Here is a 19,731-nt window from a genome sequence, read left to right as displayed (position 1 = left end):
TCCATCCTATCCATACCCCGGATCTTATGGGGCTTTCACCACCTGTTCAGACTGTTCTGCCTCTACTTCAGTCACCATCTTTTCGGAAGTTCCCGCATCACCCATGGACTTTTCATCGACAGGTTTCTCATACACAAGATAGGGCGACGCAAACTCAGCAGAGCTTAACCCCTCCAGCAACTCCTCCAGATGATCAGGACTTTCTACCGGACCAATCCTCACCCGATAAAGCGGTTCTGGCGCATCCCCCTTGACCACTTTCGCCTGGACACCCGCCCGGGAAAAGAGATCACGGCGTAAAAGCTGCGCATTATGGTAGTTTTTAAAGGCGGCCAGTTGCAGGTAGAGCAACTCTCCATCCCGTTCATGGGCGGGAGAACGGGCAAAGGTCTCCGGGTCAATGCCTTCTATTGCCACATTCGCCAGCCCTGAATCAGCGAACCCCAGCTTTTTTGCCGCAACATAAGAAAGATCGATCAGTCGGTCACCATGAAATGGCCCACGGTCATTGACCCGCACCACCACCGACTGACCATTTTCCAGATTAGTGACCTTGACATAGGAGGGCAGCGGCAATGTTTTATGGGCCGCCGTCATCTTGAACATATCATAGATTTCACCGTTAGCCGTCTGCTTCCCGTGAAACTTGGTGCCATACCATGAGGCCTGGCCCTTTTCTGCATAACCATTGGCAGAGGCCATCGGCTGATAGTGAATCCCACCCAGGGTATAGGGTGTATTTTTAACAGGGACCTGTATCGGCGACGGGACTGCGTCAGGAATGGTACTGATATCAACGGAATCAGCCGGTGGGCCATCCCGGACCTGTGGACTACTGCTACAGCCAACCAGGGCTGATAGCATGACGGCCGGAACCAGCCTGAATCCCCGGGTGTTAATTCCCACGATTTTCTTCATTGATACCAGGCCTGAGAGACTGGCTCCAGATCGTCCCATTTGATCAAACATACTTTTCAACGTTAACAAATAATATTCCTGAGGGGGCGTTATCAATCAACCGGGAAGCCGCCAAAGGCTCACCTTACAGTGAGCCTTCAGCAAAGATCAGCAAACCCGGGAAAACCATCACCCCTGCTTACCTTTTGCAACCTGCTTTTGCAATGCCAGAGACCGTTTATAACTGTCCTTCACTTCTCTGGACAACTGATAAACGGCAAGGGCATACATCTGGCTACGGTTATAGCGGGTAATGACATAAAAATTATGCAGTCCGACCCAGTACTCAGCGCCAGCACTGCCTTCATGTTTCATCGCCAGAACTTTTGAGGATTTTGGTAACCTTTCCGGCACAGCCCACCCAGCCTTTTGCACAAGACTCAGTTTTTTGTCCGGTTTCAATCCTGAAGAGACGATCTGCTCATGCTTAACGCCTGAAACCTTTGCCTGAACTGCCACACCACTGCCGTATTTCCAGCCGTGTTTTTGCAGATAGTTGGCAACACTGGCGATGGCGTCTTCATCGCTAAGCCAGATATTTGCCTGCTGATCGCCGGTATAATCAACCGCATAGGCACGGTAGCTGGATGGCATGAATTGTGGAATGCCCATGGCTCCTGCATAGGACCCGGTCAATTCGTCAACGTCCAGATTCTGTTCACGGGCCAGTAACAGGAAATTTTTCAGCTCTTTGCGAAAAAACTCACCTCTTCGGGGAAAGTCAAAGCCCAGCGTCGTGAGCGCATCCAGCACTTTAAAGCCACCGGTCTGCCGACCGTAATAGGTTTCTACGCCAATAATCGCCACAATAATATTGGCTGGCACCCCCAACTCCTGTTCAACACGGGCCAGGGTTTCGGCATTTTCTTCCCAGAAGCTGACACCCTTCGCTATCCTTTCTGGCGTGATAAATATCTTGCGGTAGTCTTTCCACTCCAGAGTCCCTTCTGCAGGGCGGCTGATCAGCTCCAGTGCCCGCTCGGAACGCTCCGCCCCGGCCAGAATATCCTCAAGCTCTGTCCTGGAAAAACGGTGTTCAGTTACCAGCTCATCAATAAAAGCATCAACATCCTGCCTGCCCAGATAGTCACTGTTGTGATTTTCCTGGGCTAATGCCCAGGTGACAGGTGTAGCAACCACGGCAGCCATCAGCAGGCCACCACGAAACATTCGACGGAATACCCCGGGAAAATTTTTCATGTATCCGTACCTATTCAAAAATAACAAACTCAGGGTTCTCACAAACACTAAAACAGCTACATACATAACCCACCCTGCCTCTACATTAATCGACAGTGGTTTTGAATTCTATGGTAGAAAGGTAAAGATCTATTGGGAGGCCCTCAGAAAAGAGCGATGAGTATGTATCGACATCAGAAAACCAAAACCGGCCAGCAGGGTCACTAAAGAAGTCCCCCCCCGGCTAACCATGGGTAATGGAACACCCACTACTGGCAGGAGTCCACTGACCATCCCGATATTGACAAAGATATACACGAAAAACGTCAGAGTAATACTACCTGCCAATAAACGGCCAAAGAGCGTCTCGGCATTCAGGGTGATGAATAGTCCCCGCCCGAGAATCAGGGTATACAGGACAAAGAGCACCAGACATCCCATCAGGCCAAACTCTTCCGCCAGAACGGCAATTATAAAATCCGTATGGCTCTCTGGCAGAAAATCAAGATGCGATTGCGTGCCCTGTAACCAACCCTTGCCATAAAGCCCACCGGAACCAATGGCGATGGTGGATTGGATGATATTCCAACCGGCTCCCCACGGGTCACTTTCAGGGTTCAGAAATGTCAGCACCCTCCGCTTCTGATAGTCATACATAAAGAACTGCCAGAACACATAGATCGCCGGTGCTGCAAGACAGATGGCAGAAAATATCATGCGCTTGCGCAAACCGGCCAGCAGCAGCACAAACAGGCCCGAAGAGCCAATCAAAATAGACGTGCCAAGGTCAGGTTGTTTGGCAATAAGTACCACCGGTACAGCAATAATAATCAGTGAGAAAATCACATCTTTAAACAAGGGAGGCAGTGGACGCCTGGCCAGAAAAGCCGCCATGGTAATCGGCATAATCAGCTTGATCACTTCCGATGGTTGAAACCGGAAACCCGGCAGCTGAATCCAGCGCTGTGCACCTTTGGACTGTACGCCCATAAACAGAACGGCCAGCAATAACAGCACCCCTCCCACATAAAACCACTTGGCCCACTGCATCAGTACCCTTGGCGGAATCTGGGCCACGATTAACATTCCGGTCAGACTGATGCCCAGGTAGGTTGCCTGTCGAATAACAACCGACATATCCCGACCGGTGGCACTGTAAAGAATAAAGAGCCCCGCACCACACAGTAAAAGCAGAAACCCGAGCAGCACAAAATCAATATGCCAGCGCATGGACAGTCCCGGGCTGCGGCCAAACCCGTGGAGATCGATCTGGCGAACAAAATCCTGGTTGGCCATTATTGCTCTCCCTTCACTTGATGGCTGTTGGCCGTTAATCTTGGCAGCAGGTAGGAATCCATAACTTTTCTGGCGACATTGGCAGCACCATTGTTGTTTTCCAGAATAACAGCAACGGCAATCAGGGGATCTTCTGCCGGTGCAAATGCGACAAACAAACTGTGATCCCGCTCAAACTCTTTCAGCTTCTCAGCATCGTACTCCTCTCCCTGGGGAATACTGACCACCTGTGCTGTCCCGGTTTTACCGGCCATACGATACTTGAGTCCCCGACCGATTCGCCAGTGTGCAGTTCCCCCCGGAGAGTGAACAACATCTTCCATGGCTTTGATAATGAGTTCCCAGTTCTTGGCTTCCGCCTCGGGAGTCCGACCAATGGTGATGTCATCCCCCCAGAATTCACCCTGGATTTCAGGAATATCTTCTTTCACCAAACGGGGCTGAACATACTTGCCACGGTTGGCGATAAGCGCCGTTGACTCTGCCAGCTGCAAGGGGGTTGCCAGCATATACCCCTGCCCGATGATCGCAATCACCGTTTCACCCGGATACCAGGGCTGACCATAGGCACCCCGTTTCCACTCCCTGGAGGGCAAAAGGCCCGGACGCTCTTCCCTTATATCAATGCCGGTTTTGTGGCCAAAGCCGAATTGATCAGCAAAATCATGGAGATTATCGATACCCAGCTTCCCGGCCTGAATGTAGAAATAGGTATCATTGGATGCCGATATCGCGCGGGATAAATCAACCCAGCCATGACCGGAACGTTTCCAGTTGCGAAAACGGTGATCACTGCCCGGTAGCTGAAACCAGCCTTTATCAAAAATCCTGTCCTCTGGTTTGACGATATCATTCGCCAGCAGTGCCAGCCCCATCACCGGCTTTACTGTGGAGGCGGGTGGGTACTCACCTAATGATGCCCGGTTGTACAACGGTCGCTCGATATCTCTGTTGAGCGCATTGAATGTTTTACTATCAATCCCCGTCACAAACAGATTGGGGTCAAATGATGGGTTGCTGGCCATTGCCAGCACCCCGCCGGTTTTCGGGTCCATGGCCACCAAAGCCCCTCGGCGGCCATTGATTGCATCAATGGCCACCTTTTGCAGCTCACTGTCCAGATAAAGGTTAAGATCCTGACCGGCGTGCGGGCTAACTTTTTTCAATACGCGCAATACCCGGCCACGGGCATTGGTCTCTACCTCCTGATGACCGGGTTTACCCAGAAGTACCGACTCATAGGCGCGCTCTATGCCAATCTTGCCCGTGGTATGAGTGCCAGAGTATAGAGCCGGGTCCAGGCGTTTCAAATCCCGATCATTGATTCGGCCTACATAGCCGATGCTATGGGCAAAACGCTGTCCTTCGGGGTACTGCCGGATCAGTTCAGCGTTGATATCTACCCCCGGCAAACGGAAAAGATTCACCGAAATCCGGGCAATCTCTTCGGCAGTCAGATCAAACTTCAGAGGCACTGCTTCATAAGGTCGGCGTCGCTTAACCCGTTGATGAAAACGCTGCAGCTCACCGTCGGTCAGAGACAAAATATGACCAATATCATCCAGCAAACCGGCAAGATCTTTGGTCTGCTCCCGAACAATTGACAATATATGGCTGGGCTTGTTAACGGCAAGAAGCTTGCCATTGGTGTCGTATATCAGGCCGCGGGTGGGGGGTATTGGCTGAACCAGTACACGATTCTCATCCGATTGCGTGGACAGCTCATTGTAGCGAACAACCTGAAGATAGAAGAGGCGGGAAACCAGCCCCATAGCAAGGAGCACCATAAAGCCAATGGCAACCCAAATCCGGATATTTACCAGTCTTTTTTCTGCCCCATGGTCCTTTAAGGTATCCTGCGGCATGTTATATCTCAGTCATCAGTCGTATGGTCAAAGGGCTGCTCTTAATGCATCAACTGATACATTAGCCTGTTAATACACAAATATTAAGCGTAAAAAATGCAGTGCTTCTCAAGAAAAAACACCGCATTTCAGATAAAAACTCTCACCCTGGCCTTCACTTTTACTTGAGTGAAAGTACTTCGTCAATCAAGGTTACATCAGTTTTACTTGTGGTAGGGATGATTGTGAAGAATACTCCAGGCTCTGTAAATCTGCTCAGCCACCACAACCCGAACCAGCGGGTGAGGCAATGTTAATGGCGACAATGACCAGCGGAGATCCGCCTTTGCCAGGCATGAGGCATGCAAACCTTCCGGCCCGCCGACCAGCAAACTGACATTGCGGCCACTGTGCAGCCAAGCCCCCATATTGTCCGCCAGCGTCTCTGTGCTCCAGGCCTTGCCCATAATTTCCATGGTGACCACCAGGTCGCCTGAACCCACAGCAGCGAGCATCTGGCCAGCCTCTTTCTCCTGAAGGCGATTAATGTCAGAGCCTTTACTGCGCTTACCGAGAGGAATCTCAACGAGCTCCAGTTTCACGTCCGCACCAAGCCGACGACTGTATTCCCTGTAGCCCTCTTCAACCCAACCCGGCATTTTTGAGCCAACCGATATCAGCCGAATCCGCATCAGGAGGGCTCAGCGACAACCAGGTCAGCGCTGTCCCAAAGTCTTTCCAGGTCATAGAACTGGCGGGTAGCAGGCAGCATCAGGTGGACAACGACATCACCAAGATCCACCAGAACCCACTCGGACTTGTCCTGCCCTTCAACCCCTAACGGCCGAACACCATGTTTCTTACACTGCTCAATGACATTATCCGCCAGAGACTTTACATGACGGTTGGAGGTACCACAGGCAATCACCATAAAATCGGTAACACTGGTTTGACCCGAAACATTCAAACAGGTGATTTCATTACCTTTTACTTCTTCAATAGCTTCGACAACAAGCTGTTTTAACTCATCAGAATGCATAGACTGCAAAATTAACCTCGTATTGACGATTCGGCAGAGCATGGTTTGTTACCCTGTGCCGAATCAGGCCATTTAAACAGGGCAGGCTCTCAGCATTAATCATAGAAGTCAATGCCCGATACGCACCAGAGGCGGAAATCCACTATCAGAGCCGTATCACTGGCGAATATGTCCATCCCCAAAAACCACATACTTTTGTGAAGTCAGCCCTTCCAGGCCGACAGGCCCACGGGCATGGATTTTGTCGGTAGAGATACCAATTTCAGCACCCAGCCCATATTCAAACCCGTCGGCAAAGCGGGTGGATGCATTCACCATAACAGAGCTTGAATCCACCTCCCGCATAAAGCGGCGGGCACGGGTAAAGTCTTCAGTGGCGATGGCATCGGTATGATGGGAACCATAGTGATTGATATGAGTAATTGCTTCATCCATATCCAGGACCACTTTAATGGCCAGAACGGGACCAAGATACTCTTCCGACCAGTCTTCTTCTGTTGCTGGTACCGCACCGGGCAGAATCTCACAGGTAACAGGACATCCCCGGAGTTCAACACCCTTCTGGGAATAAAGTCCTGAAAGCTCCCGCAGCAAAGGTTGAGCCACGTCCTGATGCACCAGCAGCGTTTCCATGGCATTGCACACACCATAGCGATGGGTTTTCGCATTCATGGCAATCCGAACGGCCTTGCTATGATCGGCCCGATCATCGAGATACACATGGCAGACACCATCCAGGTGTTTAATCACCGGTACCCGGGCGTCAGCACTGATGCGCTCAATCAGTCCCTTGCCACCACGAGGTACGATCACATCGACATATTCAGGCATGGTGATCAGCACTCCGACAGCGGCACGGTCAATAGTTTCAACCACCTGAACCGCATCTTCAGGCAACCCTGCCTGGGCCAGCCCCTGCTGAATGCACCGGGCAATAGCCTGATTGGAGTGAATGGACTCACTGCCTCCACGGAGAATAACCGCATTGCCAGATTTCAGACACAGGCTCGCTGCTTCCACGGTAACGTTAGGACGGGACTCATAGATAATGCCTATAACGCCCAGTGGCACCCGCATTTTGCCTACCTGGATACCGCTGGGCACATACTTCATATCATCAATTGTACCGATGGGGTCTGGCAGGGCTGCCACCTGACGGAGACCTTCAATCATGGCATCAATTCGAGCATCGGTCAGTTCAAGGCGATCCAGCATGGCGGCATCAAGCCCACGTTCCCGGCCAGCGTCCAGATCCCGGGTATTGACAAACTTCAGCTGTGAACGATCCGCTTCCAGTGCGTCTGCTATCGCCAGAAGTGCCCTGTTTTTCATCGCAGTATCAGCAACAGCCATCTCCTTACTGGCCTGCCGGGCTCTCTGGCCCAGTCCATGCATGTACTCCGTCACTTGATCAGCCAATGTCTTTTCTCCCGGCAACTTCACCACTATCGTTTATTCTCTGCAATAAAAGGCTGTAAAACAGCCATATTATCAGTCCGCAATCGGCATGGTAAATTCAAATATCGTCCCGCCTTCCGGGTGACGCTGGAATGTCAACCGGCCACCATGGGACTGTATAATGGAGTGACACACCGTCAGTCCAATACCCATACCATCCGCCTTGGTGGTGTAAAACGGCGTAAACAGTTTTTCTTCGGCATCATCTGCCAGACCATGGCCACGGTCAATGACCGACACTTTGACAAAGTTATCATCCAGCTTTTCGGTACGAACATAGACACCGATACTGCGGGTCTCCATATCTCTCATCGCTTCCATGCCATTACGAATCAGGTTCAATGCCACCTGCTGGATCTGCACAGGGTCAACCTTCACATTCGGAAGCCCCTCTTCCTGCTCCAGATGGATTTCCATATGGTTGTTACGGGCGTCAACTTCGGCAAGCTTGTAAGTGTCCTGAATCAACCGGTTTGGATCGACGCTGCCCAGAACATGGTCCGGCTTCTTCACAAAAGAGCGAATACGGGCAATGATTTCCCCGGCCCGCCGGGCCTGGGTATTGACTTTTTCCATGGCCTCGGAAAGACCAAGATCATCCGCCAATTCCAGCCGGGCCAGCATTCTTCTGGCCACCTGGGCGTAATTGGAAATCGCGGTCAATGGCTGATTTACCTCGTGGGCAAAGCCAGCGGCCATCTCACCCATGGTGCTCAACCGGGAGACATGGGTCAGTTGCTCTTTCTGGCTTTCCAATTCATCCAGAGCCTTCTGCAGAGCTTCCTGCTGCCTTTTTTTCTCGGAAATATCCCTGAACACAACCACTGCGCCACTAGGGGAACTGTCTTCCATAATCGGCGTACAGGAAAAATCCACCGGAAATGGCGAACCGTCACTGTGCAGGAAAGTGGCATTTTCAACGGTTTTACTGACACCTTTGCTCAGGGATACCTCAATCGGTGCCAGTGGCCCTGATGGGGCATCTTCACTCCCTTTCATCAACTGAATCAGGTTCTGACCCGTCAGTTGTTCTATGGACCAGCCGGTCATGGCAGAGACTGCCGGGTTGGCAAAGGTAATCAGTCCCAGTCGATCAAGGCCGAATATCCCTTCATTCATACTTTCCAGAATGCGGGCCTTATCAGCCTCCAGCTGTCGATTTCTCGCTGAAAGTGCCTGTTCAAGCTTATGGATTTTCAACTGGGTCTGTACCCGGGCAATGACCTCTTCCGCTTGAAATGGCTTGGAGATAAAGTCCACAGCGCCGGTTTCCAGGCCCCTGACCTTGTCTTTGGTGTCATCCAGAGCGGACAGGAAAATCACCGTTATATTGCGGGTTTCAGGGCTTTCCTTGAGCCGGTGGCAGACCTCATAGCCGTCCATGCCGGGCATCATAATATCCAGCAACACTAAAGCGGGCTTTGCCTTGACAGCGATCCTGAGAGCACTCTCTCCATTCTTGGCAATAAGAAGCTTATAGCCACGGCCACTGAGGGTTTGCAGTAATACCTGCAAATTTGTCGGATTGTCATCCACAAGAAGAATACGCTCTTCTTCATGCTGCTCTACAGGAGCTTCAGCCAGATACATCGTCAGCAGACCCTGATTTCAGAAGGTTCATCAATGTAAAAATAGACGGAAATAAGTGGCTTATCTTACTATAACTTCGGCTTTTATCAGAGACCTTACTGCCATCTATCACTCTTGCCAATGTTTTCAACGTTGAGAATTCTTTTCCTGAGCCCTCTTATTTCATGTTTCAATAGAGCTATTTAGTGTATTGATCCAATGGCGTTGAATCGCCCGTGATCATTAACTCATAACGGCCGAGTGCTTATGAAAATACTATTGATTGGTGGTACCGGGCTGATCGGCCAGGAAGTACAACGGTTGTTCCTTGATAAGCAGATCCATTGTATCGCTCCGAAAAGGGATGAATTAAATCTGGAACAGCCTGAGTCCATTGATGCCTGCCTGAAAAATTATCAGCCAGATATCGTAGTCAACTGTGCAGGTTATAACGATCCGGTTAAGGCCGAAAACGAGCCCTCCAAATGCTTCCGGATAAACCGGGATGCCATGGCAACACTGGCGGATGGTTGCCACCGGCAGCAGGCCATTCTGGTCTATATTTCCACCTACCGGATTTTTGATGGCAGCAAAAAGGAAGCTTATACCGAAAAAGATATACCTAACCCTGCCGGTGTTCTGGCCACCAGCCGATGGCAGGCAGAACAGCAAATCAGTGAGCGCTGCCCAAGGCATATTATTCTCCGTCTATCCTGGGTCATCAGCCACCGGCGCACCAACCTTTTGAAGTACCTTCTGGATCAGATCAGCAAAGAGCAAGAGGTTGCCGTGGTATCCGATCAACAGGGGTGCCCGACACCCTGCGACGATTCGGCAAGAGTTATTGTCGCGATTATCCAGCAACTGGGCTGTGGGGCTGAACCCTGGGGTACTTATCATTACGCTGGTGCAGAATCTATCTCTGAAAACCGTTTTGCAGAGGTGGTGATTTCTGAGGCATCGCAATTTCAGGACCTGAAAATCCGGAAACTGCGAATGGATAAATTGAACGATCGTAATGGTATTCAGGCACCAGCCAATGCAACCCTCTCCTGCCGGAAAATTTTAAGTACCTTTGGCGTTCATAATAAACCCTGGAGAGGAACCCTCGCACGGATGATCAGAAGCTATTATGAAAGCGGTAGCTCTTAAATAACGTCATGAGGATAGCCATTAATGCCCGGTTCTCTTTTCTCTGCAAAACTCTATAAGACTGAACAGCTCAGTGCCAATACACTGCAGCTGAGCTTTGAGTTGGTACAGGACGAAGGAGCGAGTTTCAATTTTATTGCCGGACAGTTTGTGCAGCTGCAGTTTGAGATGGATGGAAAACTTCATAAACGAAGTTATAGCATTGCCAACGCACCAGAGGACTATAAGGCAACCGGCCTGCTGCAAGTAGCGCTCAGCCTGGTCAGTGGTGGGGTTGCTTCCGGGCTTTTCCAGAAAGCCCCTGCCGGAACCGAACTGAGTATTTCTGGCCCGTTCGGGGCCCTCACCCTTCCGGACACCTTTCCCGGACAGCTTCTTCTGGTGGGAACTGGCACGGGGATTGCGCCCTATCGAAGCATGATTCCGCAATTGAAAACGCTTAGTGATAAGGGAACAGCTATCACCGTTGTAAAGGGTTTCAGATATCGAGAGGAAAGCATTTACTCTGAAGATTTTGCCCAACTGCCAAACTTAAAGTACCGCACCTGTTTGAGCCGTGAGTCCACCGTAAATACAGCAAACCATGAGTATACTGGCCACGTGCAAGACCAGTTTGACGCCCTCAACCTGAACCCTGAAAACGATGTGGTTTATCTCTGCGGAAACCCCGGTATGATTGATGATTGCGTGACTCTGCTCAGAGACAGAGGGTTATCCCCCCGGCAAATCAAACGGGAAAAATATGTTTACTCCGGGCACTGACTCCGCTTTTCACCCCAGATTGTCAGCTCAAGAGCAACCAGTCCCCAGAATAAACCAAGGCACAATCCCGTCATAACGTCGCCAAACCAGTTAACCTGCAAAACCAACCGGGCAAAAGCGTCAATCATCACCAGCCCCAAAGCGGCACTGGCCGATAGCCATTGGACTTTAAATGGACGATTGACTGCCACCAGGGTAACCAAAGAAAACAGTACATAGACGATGGCTGTTGTATGCACAGAGGGGAAAGCATAAGGATCAAGCCATGTCACAGAACTGTCATTGTCTGCCAGCCCGTTGATAAGCCAGACAGAGCAAACCATTAACACACCACCAAAGAACAGGCTGAACAGAGTGGCAAGCCGATTAGAACGGTAAAGCCAGAATAAGCCACCTGCAGAAACAATACCCAAAACAGGAATGCTGCCAATCTGAACCACCCAGTACATCATCTTTTGCAACCAGGACAACTGAACGACTTTCAGCCATTGATTGACACTCTCCAGCACCCCTGCCCAGTGAGCAGCAATAAGTAAGGCAAGCAACCCTGATACCAGCACCAGATACCCAATAAACCGGGGCTTGAAGTGACGATGAGCACTGATCAGCAACGGCGGAAGCAGGATGGCAACACCGGTAATGGCTGACAACACAGCCAACAATTGATCGGGCACTTTATCATGCCACTGAAGTGCGGCTCCCGTCAGGTAACCCGGAAGCAGGTAAACCGGAGACCAGGCCAGGGCTGAGAGAATATTAACGGTAAAAAAGTACCTGGGAACCATACCCATCATACCCGCTACTGCCGGTATGATGGGGCGGACAGGACCAACAAAACGCCCGATCACAATGCTTAAAAAACCATACTCCCTGAAGAAATCTTCACCACGCTCCAACCATTGAGGATGACGATTAAATGGCCACCAGCCCCTGACTCGCTCGTGGTAATGATAGCCAAGCAGGTAACTGACCCCATCACCAACAACAGCTCCCAGAAAAGCCCACAGGAGGATTGGATAGATAGAAATGGAAGCCGACCCGGCAATAGCCGCTAATGCAAACAGCAGGGCCACACCCGGCAGAACAATGCCCACCACAACCAGTGATTCCAGACAGGCCACCATTGCTATAGCAGGACCAATCAGGCCAGTATTTTGCTGTAACCATATATGAATGGCATCAAAATAAGCGTTATCCATGAGTTACGTGGCCTTGGTGGGAAATACCTTTCTATCGATCTGGGCTGATGTGTTATCAGAATTAGACTACAGTTTCATCCTAATGGACTACCCGGTAATGACGACAGCGGAATGTTACCAGAAATTTTGTGAGTTTCTTGATCGTAGACAGCCCGACCTTACCGTTCTTAACGACCCAGCTGATAAAACCCACAATTTATCAGCCATGATGGGCAATGGCCTAATACTTCCTGTTGGCACAGCCAGATTTGCAAAGCAGGCCTGAGCGTTTAAACTGCGCCAGTTTTACAGGGTAAATGCGGGCCTGTTGTTATACCCTGTCACCCAAAGCACCAACACAATCTGCTGCCAATCTCAACAACGGTATGCAGCCAGGGAGTTACAGGATGAGTGATGTACTGGAAGAACTGATTAATCAACTGAAACTGGAACCGATTGAAAACAATATATTCCGGGGCCAGAGTCAGGACCTTGGCTGGGGGCGGGTATTTGGTGGCCAAGTATTAGGCCAGGCGCTGTCTGCGGCGAGGCAGACGGTGGAACCTGAACGCCATGTTCACTCCTTCCATAGCTATTTTCTTCGCGAGGGCGACAGCAGCAAGCCGATTGTTTACACCGTTGACTGCATTCGCGATGGCAGAAGTTTCAACACTCGCCGGGTAGTAGCCGTGCAAAATGGTCGCCCTATTTTCAATTTGTCCGCATCCTTTCATTCAAACGAAAGTGGGTTTGAACATCAGGACCCGATGCCAAACGTCATACCCCCGGATGAAGCGCTGAGCGAAAAAGCCCTGATTCAAAGGCACAGTGACCTGATTCCCAAGCCTCTGCAGAAACGACTGCTCAGCGATACTCCCATTGAGATTCGCTTTGCTGACCCGGTTGATCCAATGGCAAAAGACACCAGGGCCCCAAACCATAAAATCTGGATAAGAGCCAACGGAAAATTGCCCGATAACACGGGACTGCATAAATACCTTCTGGCCTATGCCTCAGACTTTCAGTTCTTACCCACCAGCATGTATCCCCATGGGGCTGCCGCTTTCCAGAAACCCGTTCAAATAGCCAGTCTGGACCATGCCATGTGGTTCCACCGCCCATTCAGGATGGATGAGTGGTTACTGCACTCTATTGAAAGCACCCATGCCAGCGGTGCCAGAGCGCTGGTAAGAGGCCAGATATTCAATCAGGCTGGAGTAATGGTAGCGTCTACCATCCAGGAGGGGCTTGTCAGGCCAATCAGGGTTCAGACCAAGGTCTAAAGGAAGAATGAGCTGACCGCTCATAAACTTTTAATTATTCGCTATTGAAACTTGGACCACCAATCAGCCCCTGCCTTTGCTGATCGGTGGTTTTTTTTGTCCGGGGGTTGTTAACCATTGGACATGGAACCAGTCTCTGGATACCTGAGTAGCCAAAATTGGTAATTAGTACGATAGTAAATCCCTCCTGTTGAAGGTTAATATCCAGGCTGAAACCCTGTTAGCCTGAAGCAGAGCATTCAGTTCTGTGGACATAAGACCACTGCAAATATCCCCCTGATGCAGCGAAGGCAACCAATCCAGCTGGGGGGAAACCGTATTAAGGAAAACTGTGAGCTTGTCATTTCTACTGAAGCCCGTTGTCGGTAAATTGAGGCAATACATACCCTGCATTTTTACACTGCTCTCGATAATCCCGGCCTTAAGCCAGGGATCCGGTTCTGCAGTCATATTGCAATATCACCATGTCAGTAATGAAACCCCGAAAATAACCAGCGTCACCCCCGAGACATTCAGGAAACATATCCACTATCTTGCGGAGAATAAGTTCAATGTGATGCCACTGGTTGATGTGGTTGAGGCACTTCGCAATAAAAAGGCATTACCGGAAAAAACAGTCGCCATCACTTTTGACGATGCTTATCTGAGCATTTACACCGAGGCATTTCCAATACTCAGGGAACAGGGGTTGCCATTTACCATTTTTGTCACGCCCACACCGGTGGATAAAAACTATCAGAACTTCCTCAGCTGGGTGCATCTGCGGGAAATGACGGAAGCAGGTGCTACCCTGGCAAACCACACCATGAGCCACGCCCACAGTGTAGAAAGGCTGCCCGGAGAAACCAGGGCAAAGTGGCTTTCCCGGTTCCGTCAGGACCTGTATATGACAGAAGCCAGAATCCGGGAGCAAACCGGTCAAAGTGTTAAGATGTTTGCCTGGACATTTGGCGAAACCACCCCGGAACTCAGAGTTACACTGGATAAGATGGGTTATACAGGATTTGGTCAGCAGTCCGGAGCCGCTGGTGAATATTCTGACTTCACTCGTCTGCCCCGTTTCCCCATGGCTGGTATTTATGGGTTGAATGACTTTGCCACTAAAGTCAACAGCAGGGCTCTGCCAGTGACCAGCCAGAGCCCCGACTCATCACTGATCACACAGGATAACCTTAAGCCCGAACTGGAGCTGGCCCTGGCTGAAGGGGATTACCAGAAAAAACAGCTTAAGTGTTATGCCTCCGGCCAGGGTGAGCTGAAGGTAACCTGGCTAAATAAAGAGATGACTCTGCTCAGGACTCAAGCCAATAAACCATTACCAGTAGGCCGAACTCGTTACAACTGTACTGCGCCATCCAACAGTGGTCAGCACTACTACTGGTACTCCCATGCATGGCTCAGATTGACAGATGAAGGTAAGGCACTGGATTGACAAAGCTGAATGACTGGAACTGTTGTCGTTTCGTTGCGTGCCTGCAACGAAACGTCAATAGGCTCTAACATGTATAGGCAAACGTAAAGTGGTTTATTAACCGCTCCCTCAATTTAAGTGAAGTCGATGGTTTGATGAAAATAGCCTTTAAAATCAAAAAAATAGTACCAGTCGCCGTTTTCTTTCTGGCTGGATGTACTGACCAGCAGTCTGCTACTCAAATTCAGCCTCCCCCCAAACACCTTGAAGCAGCACAGGCAAAAGCGATGCAGCTCTGCGCGGGTTGCCATGGCCCAACCGGTATTGGTACAACGCCACTTAACCCTAATCTGGCCTGTCAGAAAAAAGAGTACATGGTTAAGCAACTGCAATACTACCGAAACGGTGCCAGAACCACTCACCAGCCAATGAGTAATATTGCCAGGCTGATATCTGAAGAAGAAATCGAGAGTATCAGCGAGTGGTACTCAATAACCGGATGTTTATAAGTTTCCTCCAAATTGGGATGCCCCGGTAAATTAACAAATCCTGGATGCCCCTTAAGATCTATTTTTCTACCCATCACGCCAGGATCTATTAAATTTTCAAGTAAAGGTTGGGAACCTTAATTGCTTTAGTTGGTCTTAAGTATCAAATCGACATAATAAGTGTGCTTAAAATGACCGTATCATACCAACCTGCTGGCATTATCCCCAACGCATCAACCCCTTCTACTGATGCTTCACTGAGCCACAGTGATGAAGGTGGCAACAGCTTTGGCAGAAAAGTCGTCAGCATTTTTACCAAAATTCGTATGTCCTCCAGCTCCAGTGAAGAGCATTCCGCATGGAGTAATATCTCAAGCTTTTTCAAAGGCCTCTACAGTCGGGCAGTAAAGCTTGTTAATTATGTGTCCAGACATTTTGGTGAAATGTTACCGCCCTTTTTTACCAAAACCGGAATTGGCAGTGTGGCAGGGTTCGTTATAGGTGTCTTAACCCCTGTCGGACCGCTTTGGGGTACTGTTGGCGGATTGCTGATTGCTACAGGCTGGCAACTGGGCATTGAGTATAACACCGATCGGGATAAACCGGATTTAACCAGCCTTCAGTCGCCTCAACCTTAATTGGGGGAATCTCTTCCCCTGTTTTTATTTGTCAGGCTTGAAACCCCTCCCACAGCAACTAGTTTTATATAGGTAAACGTATTTTATCTATACAGGCATGGAGCCCATCATGGAAGATCAAAACATCGAGAAACTGGCGCTGATCATATCCGCCAACTGCATTCGTCAATCCACCATTGAAGAGTGTCAGAAAAAAGGACAGATAAACGATCAACAACTGAATCAGATCAACAAAGAAATGTCTGATCGAATCTTTACCTTCCTGACTTACCTGCTGAAAAAACCCGCTGATGAATATACCGTCATGATGGAAGCAATGGCCAAACACTACCCGGAGAACTGGGAACAGCCTGAGCTGAGCCAGCTTATTCTCCAGCAACAGGCCCAGACCGCTACTTCTGCGTCAACTCAGCATTAATAACCTGTTAAGAGAACCAGCTATGCTTGTCCCTGCGCCATCATCAGGGACAAAAACAATACCCGGCTGGAAGAGTCGATTCCATTACCGATTCAATTACCAGCGGTTTCTGGTAGGGACACTCATGTATCTTTCCATGCTTTCCCAGGCGGATACCGTCGATCCTGGTCAACACTATAAAACGCTCACGTTAACACTGGATGAACTGTTAACAGAGCTGCGCATTTCCCATGCTCCTACTCTGGAGTCAATGATCGATACCACCCAGGTCTGGCGCAGAAAACCGGGACAGGAACGGTGGGAATTACCAGGGCTGGATATATCAACGGACAAAAGGCACAGAGTCCTTGATCTGCTTGAAAAGCTTGGACTCATATCCCCCATCGGGCCATTAACCAGACAATATGATTATGCACTGCTATTGGGAGCCACTGCCCCCGGCATGAAACGCAGGCTGGACTTGTTAACTGACTGGTGGCGTCAGGGTATCCGATTCAAGCGTTTGATTTTTCTGGTGGGCCAGCGCCCTCTCACCCCGGGGGCTGACTACCTGGACATTTTCACAAAAAAGCCTGACAAGAAGACCCCGGACCCACTCCCTTTTACCGAAACAGAGGCGGCAATCATGCTGCATCAACTGGTGTCCATGCCAGAAGCAATGAGAGCCCTGCCGGTTGAGTTTATTGATACGCCAAGAAACTGGAGGGACGGCTTCTGGCACAGGCCCAATACCCGCGACACCCTCAAGCACTGGGTGAAATCAGGCCCACTACCGGGAACTGCCCTGGTTATCTCAGAACAGCCCCATGGGATTTACCAGAAAGAAGTCGTAAGACAGGAGTTGCCGGGTTTTGACATTGATCTGGCGGCAGGTCCGGCAGACCCGGCAACCAATCTGCCCATCTATCTGGATGCCCTGGCGTTATGGCTTTACAACCTGAAACCTTTTATTCCGGGGGCAGAACAACCAGCCTCTTCAAAGACAATGATCCCCCCAGGACGGCATTAACTTCTGGGAAATTCCCAGCTGATCCAGTATCCGGGCAACAATAAAATCGACCATGTCACCCACAGTTTCCGGCCGATGGTAAAAACCGGGAGACGCAGGAAGAATAACACTGCCCATCCGGCTCAATTTCAACATATTTTCCAGATGTATTTCAGAATAGGGGGCTTCCCGGGGCACGATGATCAGCTTGCGTCGCTCCTTTAATACCACCGTTGCTGCCCGCTGTGTCAGATTATTACTTAAACCACAGGCAATGGCCGACAAGGTTCCGGTACTGCAGGGACAAATCACCATTGAGCTGGGAGCACCACTGCCTGAAGCGACAGGCGACATCCAGTCATCCTCACCAAACACACGAATCTGTCTGGGAGCAGCACGGTATCGGTTGGTAAAAAATTGCTCAATGGCGTCAGGCGTATCACCGATCTCAAGATCCATTTCTGTGGCCAGAACCACTTTTGCCGCCCTGGAAACCAGAACAAAAACCTGCCGTTCTGCCGCAACGAGGCTTTCCAGTAGCCGAAGCCCGTACTGGGCTCCGGAAGCCCCTGTGATGGCTAATGTTACTCTTTCAGGATTTGACCAACTCATCACTTAACCTTAATTTTTCGTGAGTTTCTCTTTCAAGCCACTGGCTATACGGCCATGAATCCCTTCAAACCCACCATTACTCATCACCAGCAAATGGTCGCCAGCCGAGGCGGTATCAACCAGATAACGCACAATGGCTTCTGTGGAATCCATAACCGATGACGTTACCGGGCTATCCTGCACTAACTCGGCCAATGGCCAGTCAAGCCCCTGTGGTTTAAACCAGATAACTTCCGATGCCTTGGCGGTAGAGGCGATCAATGTCTCCTGATGCACGCCCATTTTCATGGTGTTTGATCGGGGTTCAATGATCACACGAATATTCGCATTTTCCCCGAGTTTGGCTCGCTGCCCAGCCAGAGTGGTGGCAATCGCCGTTGGGTGATGGGCAAAATCATCATAAATCCGTATACCACCAACCTCCTCCACCATTTCCATCCGTCGCTTTACCCCCTGAAAGACAGAAAGCGCCTCACAGGCTGTATCTGGCAAGACACCGACATGGTGAGCCGCAGCAATGGCTGCTAAAGCATTGGCAACATTGTGATCACCTTCCTGCTGCCAGTTCACGGTTCCGACAACCGTGCCTTTATACAAAACCTGAAAGTGGCTGCCATCGCTACTGACCGGTGCAACCTGCCAAAGGCTGTGACTGCCACCCAATTCTTCCTGCTCAGACCAGCAGCCCATAGCCATAACAGCTTCTATCTCGGGAGTACCGGCAGGATAAATAATTCGACCAGTGCCCGGTATTGTCCTGACCAAATGGTGGAACTGCCGCTGAATAGCCGCAAGATCATCAAAAATATCCGCATGGTCAAACTCAAGATTATTGATAATCAGGGTTCGTGGCTGGTAGTGAATAAATTTTGAGCGCTTATCAAAAAAAGCGGTGTCGTACTCATCCGCTTCAATCACAAAAAAGGGGGTACTGCCAAGTCGCGCGGAAATCCCGAAATCTTTCGGTATGCCCCCGATCAGAAAGCCCGGAGACATACCGGCATATTCCAGGATCCAGGCAAGCATACTGCTGGTGCTGGTTTTACCGTGGGTACCAGCAGCGGCCAATACCCAGCGGTCAGGCGCTATGTACCTGGCAAAAAATTCGGGACCTGAAACGTAGGGAAGCCCCTTCTCCAACACATACTCTATAGCCGGAATCCCACGTTTCATGGCATTACCAACCACCACAAGATCCGGTGACGGGTTGAGCGCTTCAGCACCATATCCCTGAAATAATGAAATACCCTGCTCTTCGAGTTGTGTACTCATCGGGGGATAAACGTTCTCATCAGAGCCTGACACGTCAAACCCAAGCTCTCTGGCCAGCATGGCCAGACTTCCCATAAAAGTTCCACAAATACCCAGAATGTGTATGTGCATTCCCGATCTCTCCAAAAAAAAGCGCTCCAGATTTGGGCACAGATCCTAAAGTCCCTGATACCAGAATTTTGACATT

The 19,731-nt window shown here is 50.2% G+C and carries 19 protein-coding genes; 8 read left to right on the top strand and 11 right to left on the bottom strand.

What is annotated here, in order from left to right:
• Positions 1 to 24 precede the first annotated feature (24 nt).
• The 8 genes from J7439_RS18170 to J7439_RS18135 all read right to left on the bottom strand — a co-directional run bounded on the left by J7439_RS18170 (position 25) and on the right by J7439_RS18135 (position 9,363).
• Complete coding sequence (locus tag J7439_RS18170; RefSeq protein WP_209203370.1) at positions 25 to 918, bottom strand: septal ring lytic transglycosylase RlpA family protein; 894 nt, start codon at positions 916 to 918, stop codon at positions 25 to 27.
• Positions 919 to 1,086: 168 nt separating this feature from the next.
• Complete coding sequence (mltB, locus tag J7439_RS18165; protein ID WP_209203369.1) at positions 1,087 to 2,157, bottom strand: lytic murein transglycosylase B; 1,071 nt, start codon at positions 2,155 to 2,157, stop codon at positions 1,087 to 1,089.
• A 129-nt stretch (positions 2,158 to 2,286) separates the two neighbouring features.
• A complete protein-coding gene (gene rodA / locus J7439_RS18160; RefSeq protein WP_209203368.1) occupies positions 2,287 to 3,432 on the bottom strand; it encodes a rod shape-determining protein RodA in 1,146 nt (381 codons plus the stop codon).
• Entirely contained in the window at positions 3,432 to 5,297 is a 1,866-nt protein-coding gene (mrdA, locus tag J7439_RS18155; protein ID WP_209203367.1) for a penicillin-binding protein 2, read from the bottom strand. The genes rodA and mrdA overlap by 1 nt, the downstream gene beginning before the upstream one ends.
• 203 nt (positions 5,298 to 5,500) lie before the next feature.
• Positions 5,501 to 5,968, bottom strand: a complete 468-nt coding sequence (gene rlmH / locus J7439_RS18150) for a 23S rRNA (pseudouridine(1915)-N(3))-methyltransferase RlmH (protein WP_209203366.1) — start codon at positions 5,966 to 5,968, stop codon at positions 5,501 to 5,503.
• Positions 5,968 to 6,315 carry a ribosome silencing factor gene (gene rsfS, locus J7439_RS18145; protein ID WP_209203385.1) on the bottom strand — a complete coding sequence of 116 codons (348 nt, stop codon included), beginning with the start codon at positions 6,313 to 6,315 and terminating at the stop codon, positions 5,968 to 5,970. Before rsfS ends, rlmH begins: the two co-directional genes overlap by 1 nt.
• 156 nt (positions 6,316 to 6,471) lie before the next feature.
• Positions 6,472 to 7,710 carry a glutamate-5-semialdehyde dehydrogenase gene (locus tag J7439_RS18140; RefSeq protein ID WP_209203384.1) on the bottom strand — a complete coding sequence of 413 codons (1,239 nt, stop codon included), beginning with the start codon at positions 7,708 to 7,710 and terminating at the stop codon, positions 6,472 to 6,474.
• Positions 7,711 to 7,806: 96 nt separating this feature from the next.
• The gene (locus J7439_RS18135; RefSeq protein ID WP_209203365.1) at positions 7,807 to 9,363 is read right to left on the bottom strand and encodes an ATP-binding response regulator; all 1,557 of its coding nucleotides are present in this window, start codon (positions 9,361 to 9,363) and stop codon (positions 7,807 to 7,809) included.
• A 246-nt stretch (positions 9,364 to 9,609) separates the two neighbouring features.
• On the opposite strand from J7439_RS18135, the gene J7439_RS18130 reads away from it, so the two are divergent.
• Positions 9,610 to 10,494, top strand: coding sequence for an SDR family oxidoreductase (locus J7439_RS18130; protein ID WP_209203364.1), 885 nt, complete (start codon positions 9,610 to 9,612; stop codon positions 10,492 to 10,494).
• 24 nt (positions 10,495 to 10,518) lie between these two features.
• Positions 10,519 to 11,256 carry an FAD-binding oxidoreductase gene (locus J7439_RS18125; RefSeq protein ID WP_209203363.1) on the top strand — a complete coding sequence of 246 codons (738 nt, stop codon included), beginning with the start codon at positions 10,519 to 10,521 and terminating at the stop codon, positions 11,254 to 11,256.
• Here the strand turns inward: J7439_RS18125 and J7439_RS18120 are convergent.
• A complete protein-coding gene (locus J7439_RS18120) occupies positions 11,241 to 12,455 on the bottom strand; it encodes a VTT domain-containing protein (protein WP_209203362.1) in 1,215 nt (404 codons plus the stop codon). The genes J7439_RS18125 and J7439_RS18120 overlap by 16 nt on opposite strands.
• A gap of 386 nt (positions 12,456 to 12,841) precedes the next feature.
• On the opposite strand from J7439_RS18120, the gene tesB reads away from it, so the two are divergent.
• The 6 genes from tesB (at position 12,842) to J7439_RS18090 (ending at position 17,681) form a co-directional block, all read left to right on the top strand.
• Positions 12,842 to 13,717 (top strand): acyl-CoA thioesterase II, encoded by an 876-nt coding sequence (gene tesB, locus J7439_RS18115; RefSeq protein WP_209203361.1) that lies wholly within the window; start codon positions 12,842 to 12,844, stop codon positions 13,715 to 13,717.
• A gap of 337 nt (positions 13,718 to 14,054) precedes the next feature.
• Positions 14,055 to 15,149: a polysaccharide deacetylase family protein gene (locus tag J7439_RS18110; protein WP_209203360.1), complete on the top strand. Its 1,095-nt coding sequence runs from the start codon at positions 14,055 to 14,057 to the stop codon at positions 15,147 to 15,149.
• 266 nt (positions 15,150 to 15,415) lie between these two features.
• On the top strand, positions 15,416 to 15,637 hold the full coding sequence (locus J7439_RS18105; protein WP_209203359.1) for a c-type cytochrome: 222 nt from the start codon (positions 15,416 to 15,418) through the stop codon (positions 15,635 to 15,637).
• A 170-nt stretch (positions 15,638 to 15,807) separates the two neighbouring features.
• Positions 15,808 to 16,254 (top strand): hypothetical protein, encoded by a 447-nt coding sequence (locus J7439_RS18100; RefSeq protein WP_209203358.1) that lies wholly within the window; start codon positions 15,808 to 15,810, stop codon positions 16,252 to 16,254.
• A 109-nt stretch (positions 16,255 to 16,363) separates the two neighbouring features.
• Positions 16,364 to 16,672, top strand: a complete 309-nt coding sequence (locus J7439_RS18095) for a hypothetical protein (protein WP_209203357.1) — start codon at positions 16,364 to 16,366, stop codon at positions 16,670 to 16,672.
• A gap of 22 nt (positions 16,673 to 16,694) precedes the next feature.
• Positions 16,695 to 17,681 (top strand): hypothetical protein, encoded by a 987-nt coding sequence (locus J7439_RS18090; protein ID WP_209203356.1) that lies wholly within the window; start codon positions 16,695 to 16,697, stop codon positions 17,679 to 17,681.
• On the opposite strand, the gene J7439_RS18085 is transcribed toward J7439_RS18090, so the two are convergent.
• The gene (locus tag J7439_RS18085; RefSeq protein WP_209203355.1) at positions 17,649 to 18,272 is read right to left on the bottom strand and encodes a flavin prenyltransferase UbiX; all 624 of its coding nucleotides are present in this window, start codon (positions 18,270 to 18,272) and stop codon (positions 17,649 to 17,651) included. The two genes, J7439_RS18090 and J7439_RS18085, sit on opposite strands and share 33 nt — an antisense overlap.
• A gap of 9 nt (positions 18,273 to 18,281) precedes the next feature.
• A complete protein-coding gene (mpl, locus tag J7439_RS18080; RefSeq protein ID WP_209203354.1) occupies positions 18,282 to 19,655 on the bottom strand; it encodes a UDP-N-acetylmuramate:L-alanyl-gamma-D-glutamyl-meso-diaminopimelate ligase in 1,374 nt (457 codons plus the stop codon).
• Positions 19,656 to 19,731 lie beyond the last annotated feature (76 nt).

It is taken from the genome of Salinisphaera sp. G21_0 (assembly GCF_017744115.1).
Lineage (GTDB): Bacteria > Pseudomonadota > Gammaproteobacteria > Pseudomonadales > Endozoicomonadaceae > Endozoicomonas.
This window is presented reverse-complemented; position numbering and strand designations above follow the sequence as displayed.

Bases quoted from the DNA above. Each gene is read 5' to 3' on its own strand.
- J7439_RS18120 (WP_209203362.1), bottom strand. From the start codon at position 12,455: ATGGATAACGCTTATTTTGATGCCATTCATATATGGTTACAGCAAAAT.
- J7439_RS18090 (WP_209203356.1), top strand. From the start codon at position 16,695: ATGCTTGTCCCTGCGCCATCATCAGGGACAAAAACAATACCCGGCTGG.
- J7439_RS18085 (WP_209203355.1), bottom strand. From the start codon at position 18,272: ATGAGTTGGTCAAATCCTGAAAGAGTAACATTAGCCATCACAGGGGCT.
- J7439_RS18130 (WP_209203364.1), top strand. From the start codon at position 9,610: ATGAAAATACTATTGATTGGTGGTACCGGGCTGATCGGCCAGGAAGTA.
- mltB (WP_209203369.1), bottom strand. From the start codon at position 2,157: ATGAAAAATTTTCCCGGGGTATTCCGTCGAATGTTTCGTGGTGGCCTG.
- J7439_RS18135 (WP_209203365.1), bottom strand. From the start codon at position 9,363: ATGTATCTGGCTGAAGCTCCTGTAGAGCAGCATGAAGAAGAGCGTATT.
- tesB (WP_209203361.1), top strand. From the start codon at position 12,842: ATGAGTGATGTACTGGAAGAACTGATTAATCAACTGAAACTGGAACCG.
- J7439_RS18125 (WP_209203363.1), top strand. From the start codon at position 10,519: ATGCCCGGTTCTCTTTTCTCTGCAAAACTCTATAAGACTGAACAGCTC.
- J7439_RS18170 (WP_209203370.1), bottom strand. From the start codon at position 918: ATGAAGAAAATCGTGGGAATTAACACCCGGGGATTCAGGCTGGTTCCG.
- rsfS (WP_209203385.1), bottom strand. From the start codon at position 6,315: ATGCATTCTGATGAGTTAAAACAGCTTGTTGTCGAAGCTATTGAAGAA.
- J7439_RS18140 (WP_209203384.1), bottom strand. From the start codon at position 7,710: ATGCATGGACTGGGCCAGAGAGCCCGGCAGGCCAGTAAGGAGATGGCT.
- J7439_RS18100 (WP_209203358.1), top strand. From the start codon at position 15,808: ATGACCGTATCATACCAACCTGCTGGCATTATCCCCAACGCATCAACC.
- rlmH (WP_209203366.1), bottom strand. From the start codon at position 5,968: ATGCGGATTCGGCTGATATCGGTTGGCTCAAAAATGCCGGGTTGGGTT.
- J7439_RS18095 (WP_209203357.1), top strand. From the start codon at position 16,364: ATGGAAGATCAAAACATCGAGAAACTGGCGCTGATCATATCCGCCAAC.
- rodA (WP_209203368.1), bottom strand. From the start codon at position 3,432: ATGGCCAACCAGGATTTTGTTCGCCAGATCGATCTCCACGGGTTTGGC.
- mpl (WP_209203354.1), bottom strand. From the start codon at position 19,655: ATGCACATACACATTCTGGGTATTTGTGGAACTTTTATGGGAAGTCTG.
- J7439_RS18105 (WP_209203359.1), top strand. From the start codon at position 15,416: ATGCAGCTCTGCGCGGGTTGCCATGGCCCAACCGGTATTGGTACAACG.
- mrdA (WP_209203367.1), bottom strand. From the start codon at position 5,297: ATGCCGCAGGATACCTTAAAGGACCATGGGGCAGAAAAAAGACTGGTA.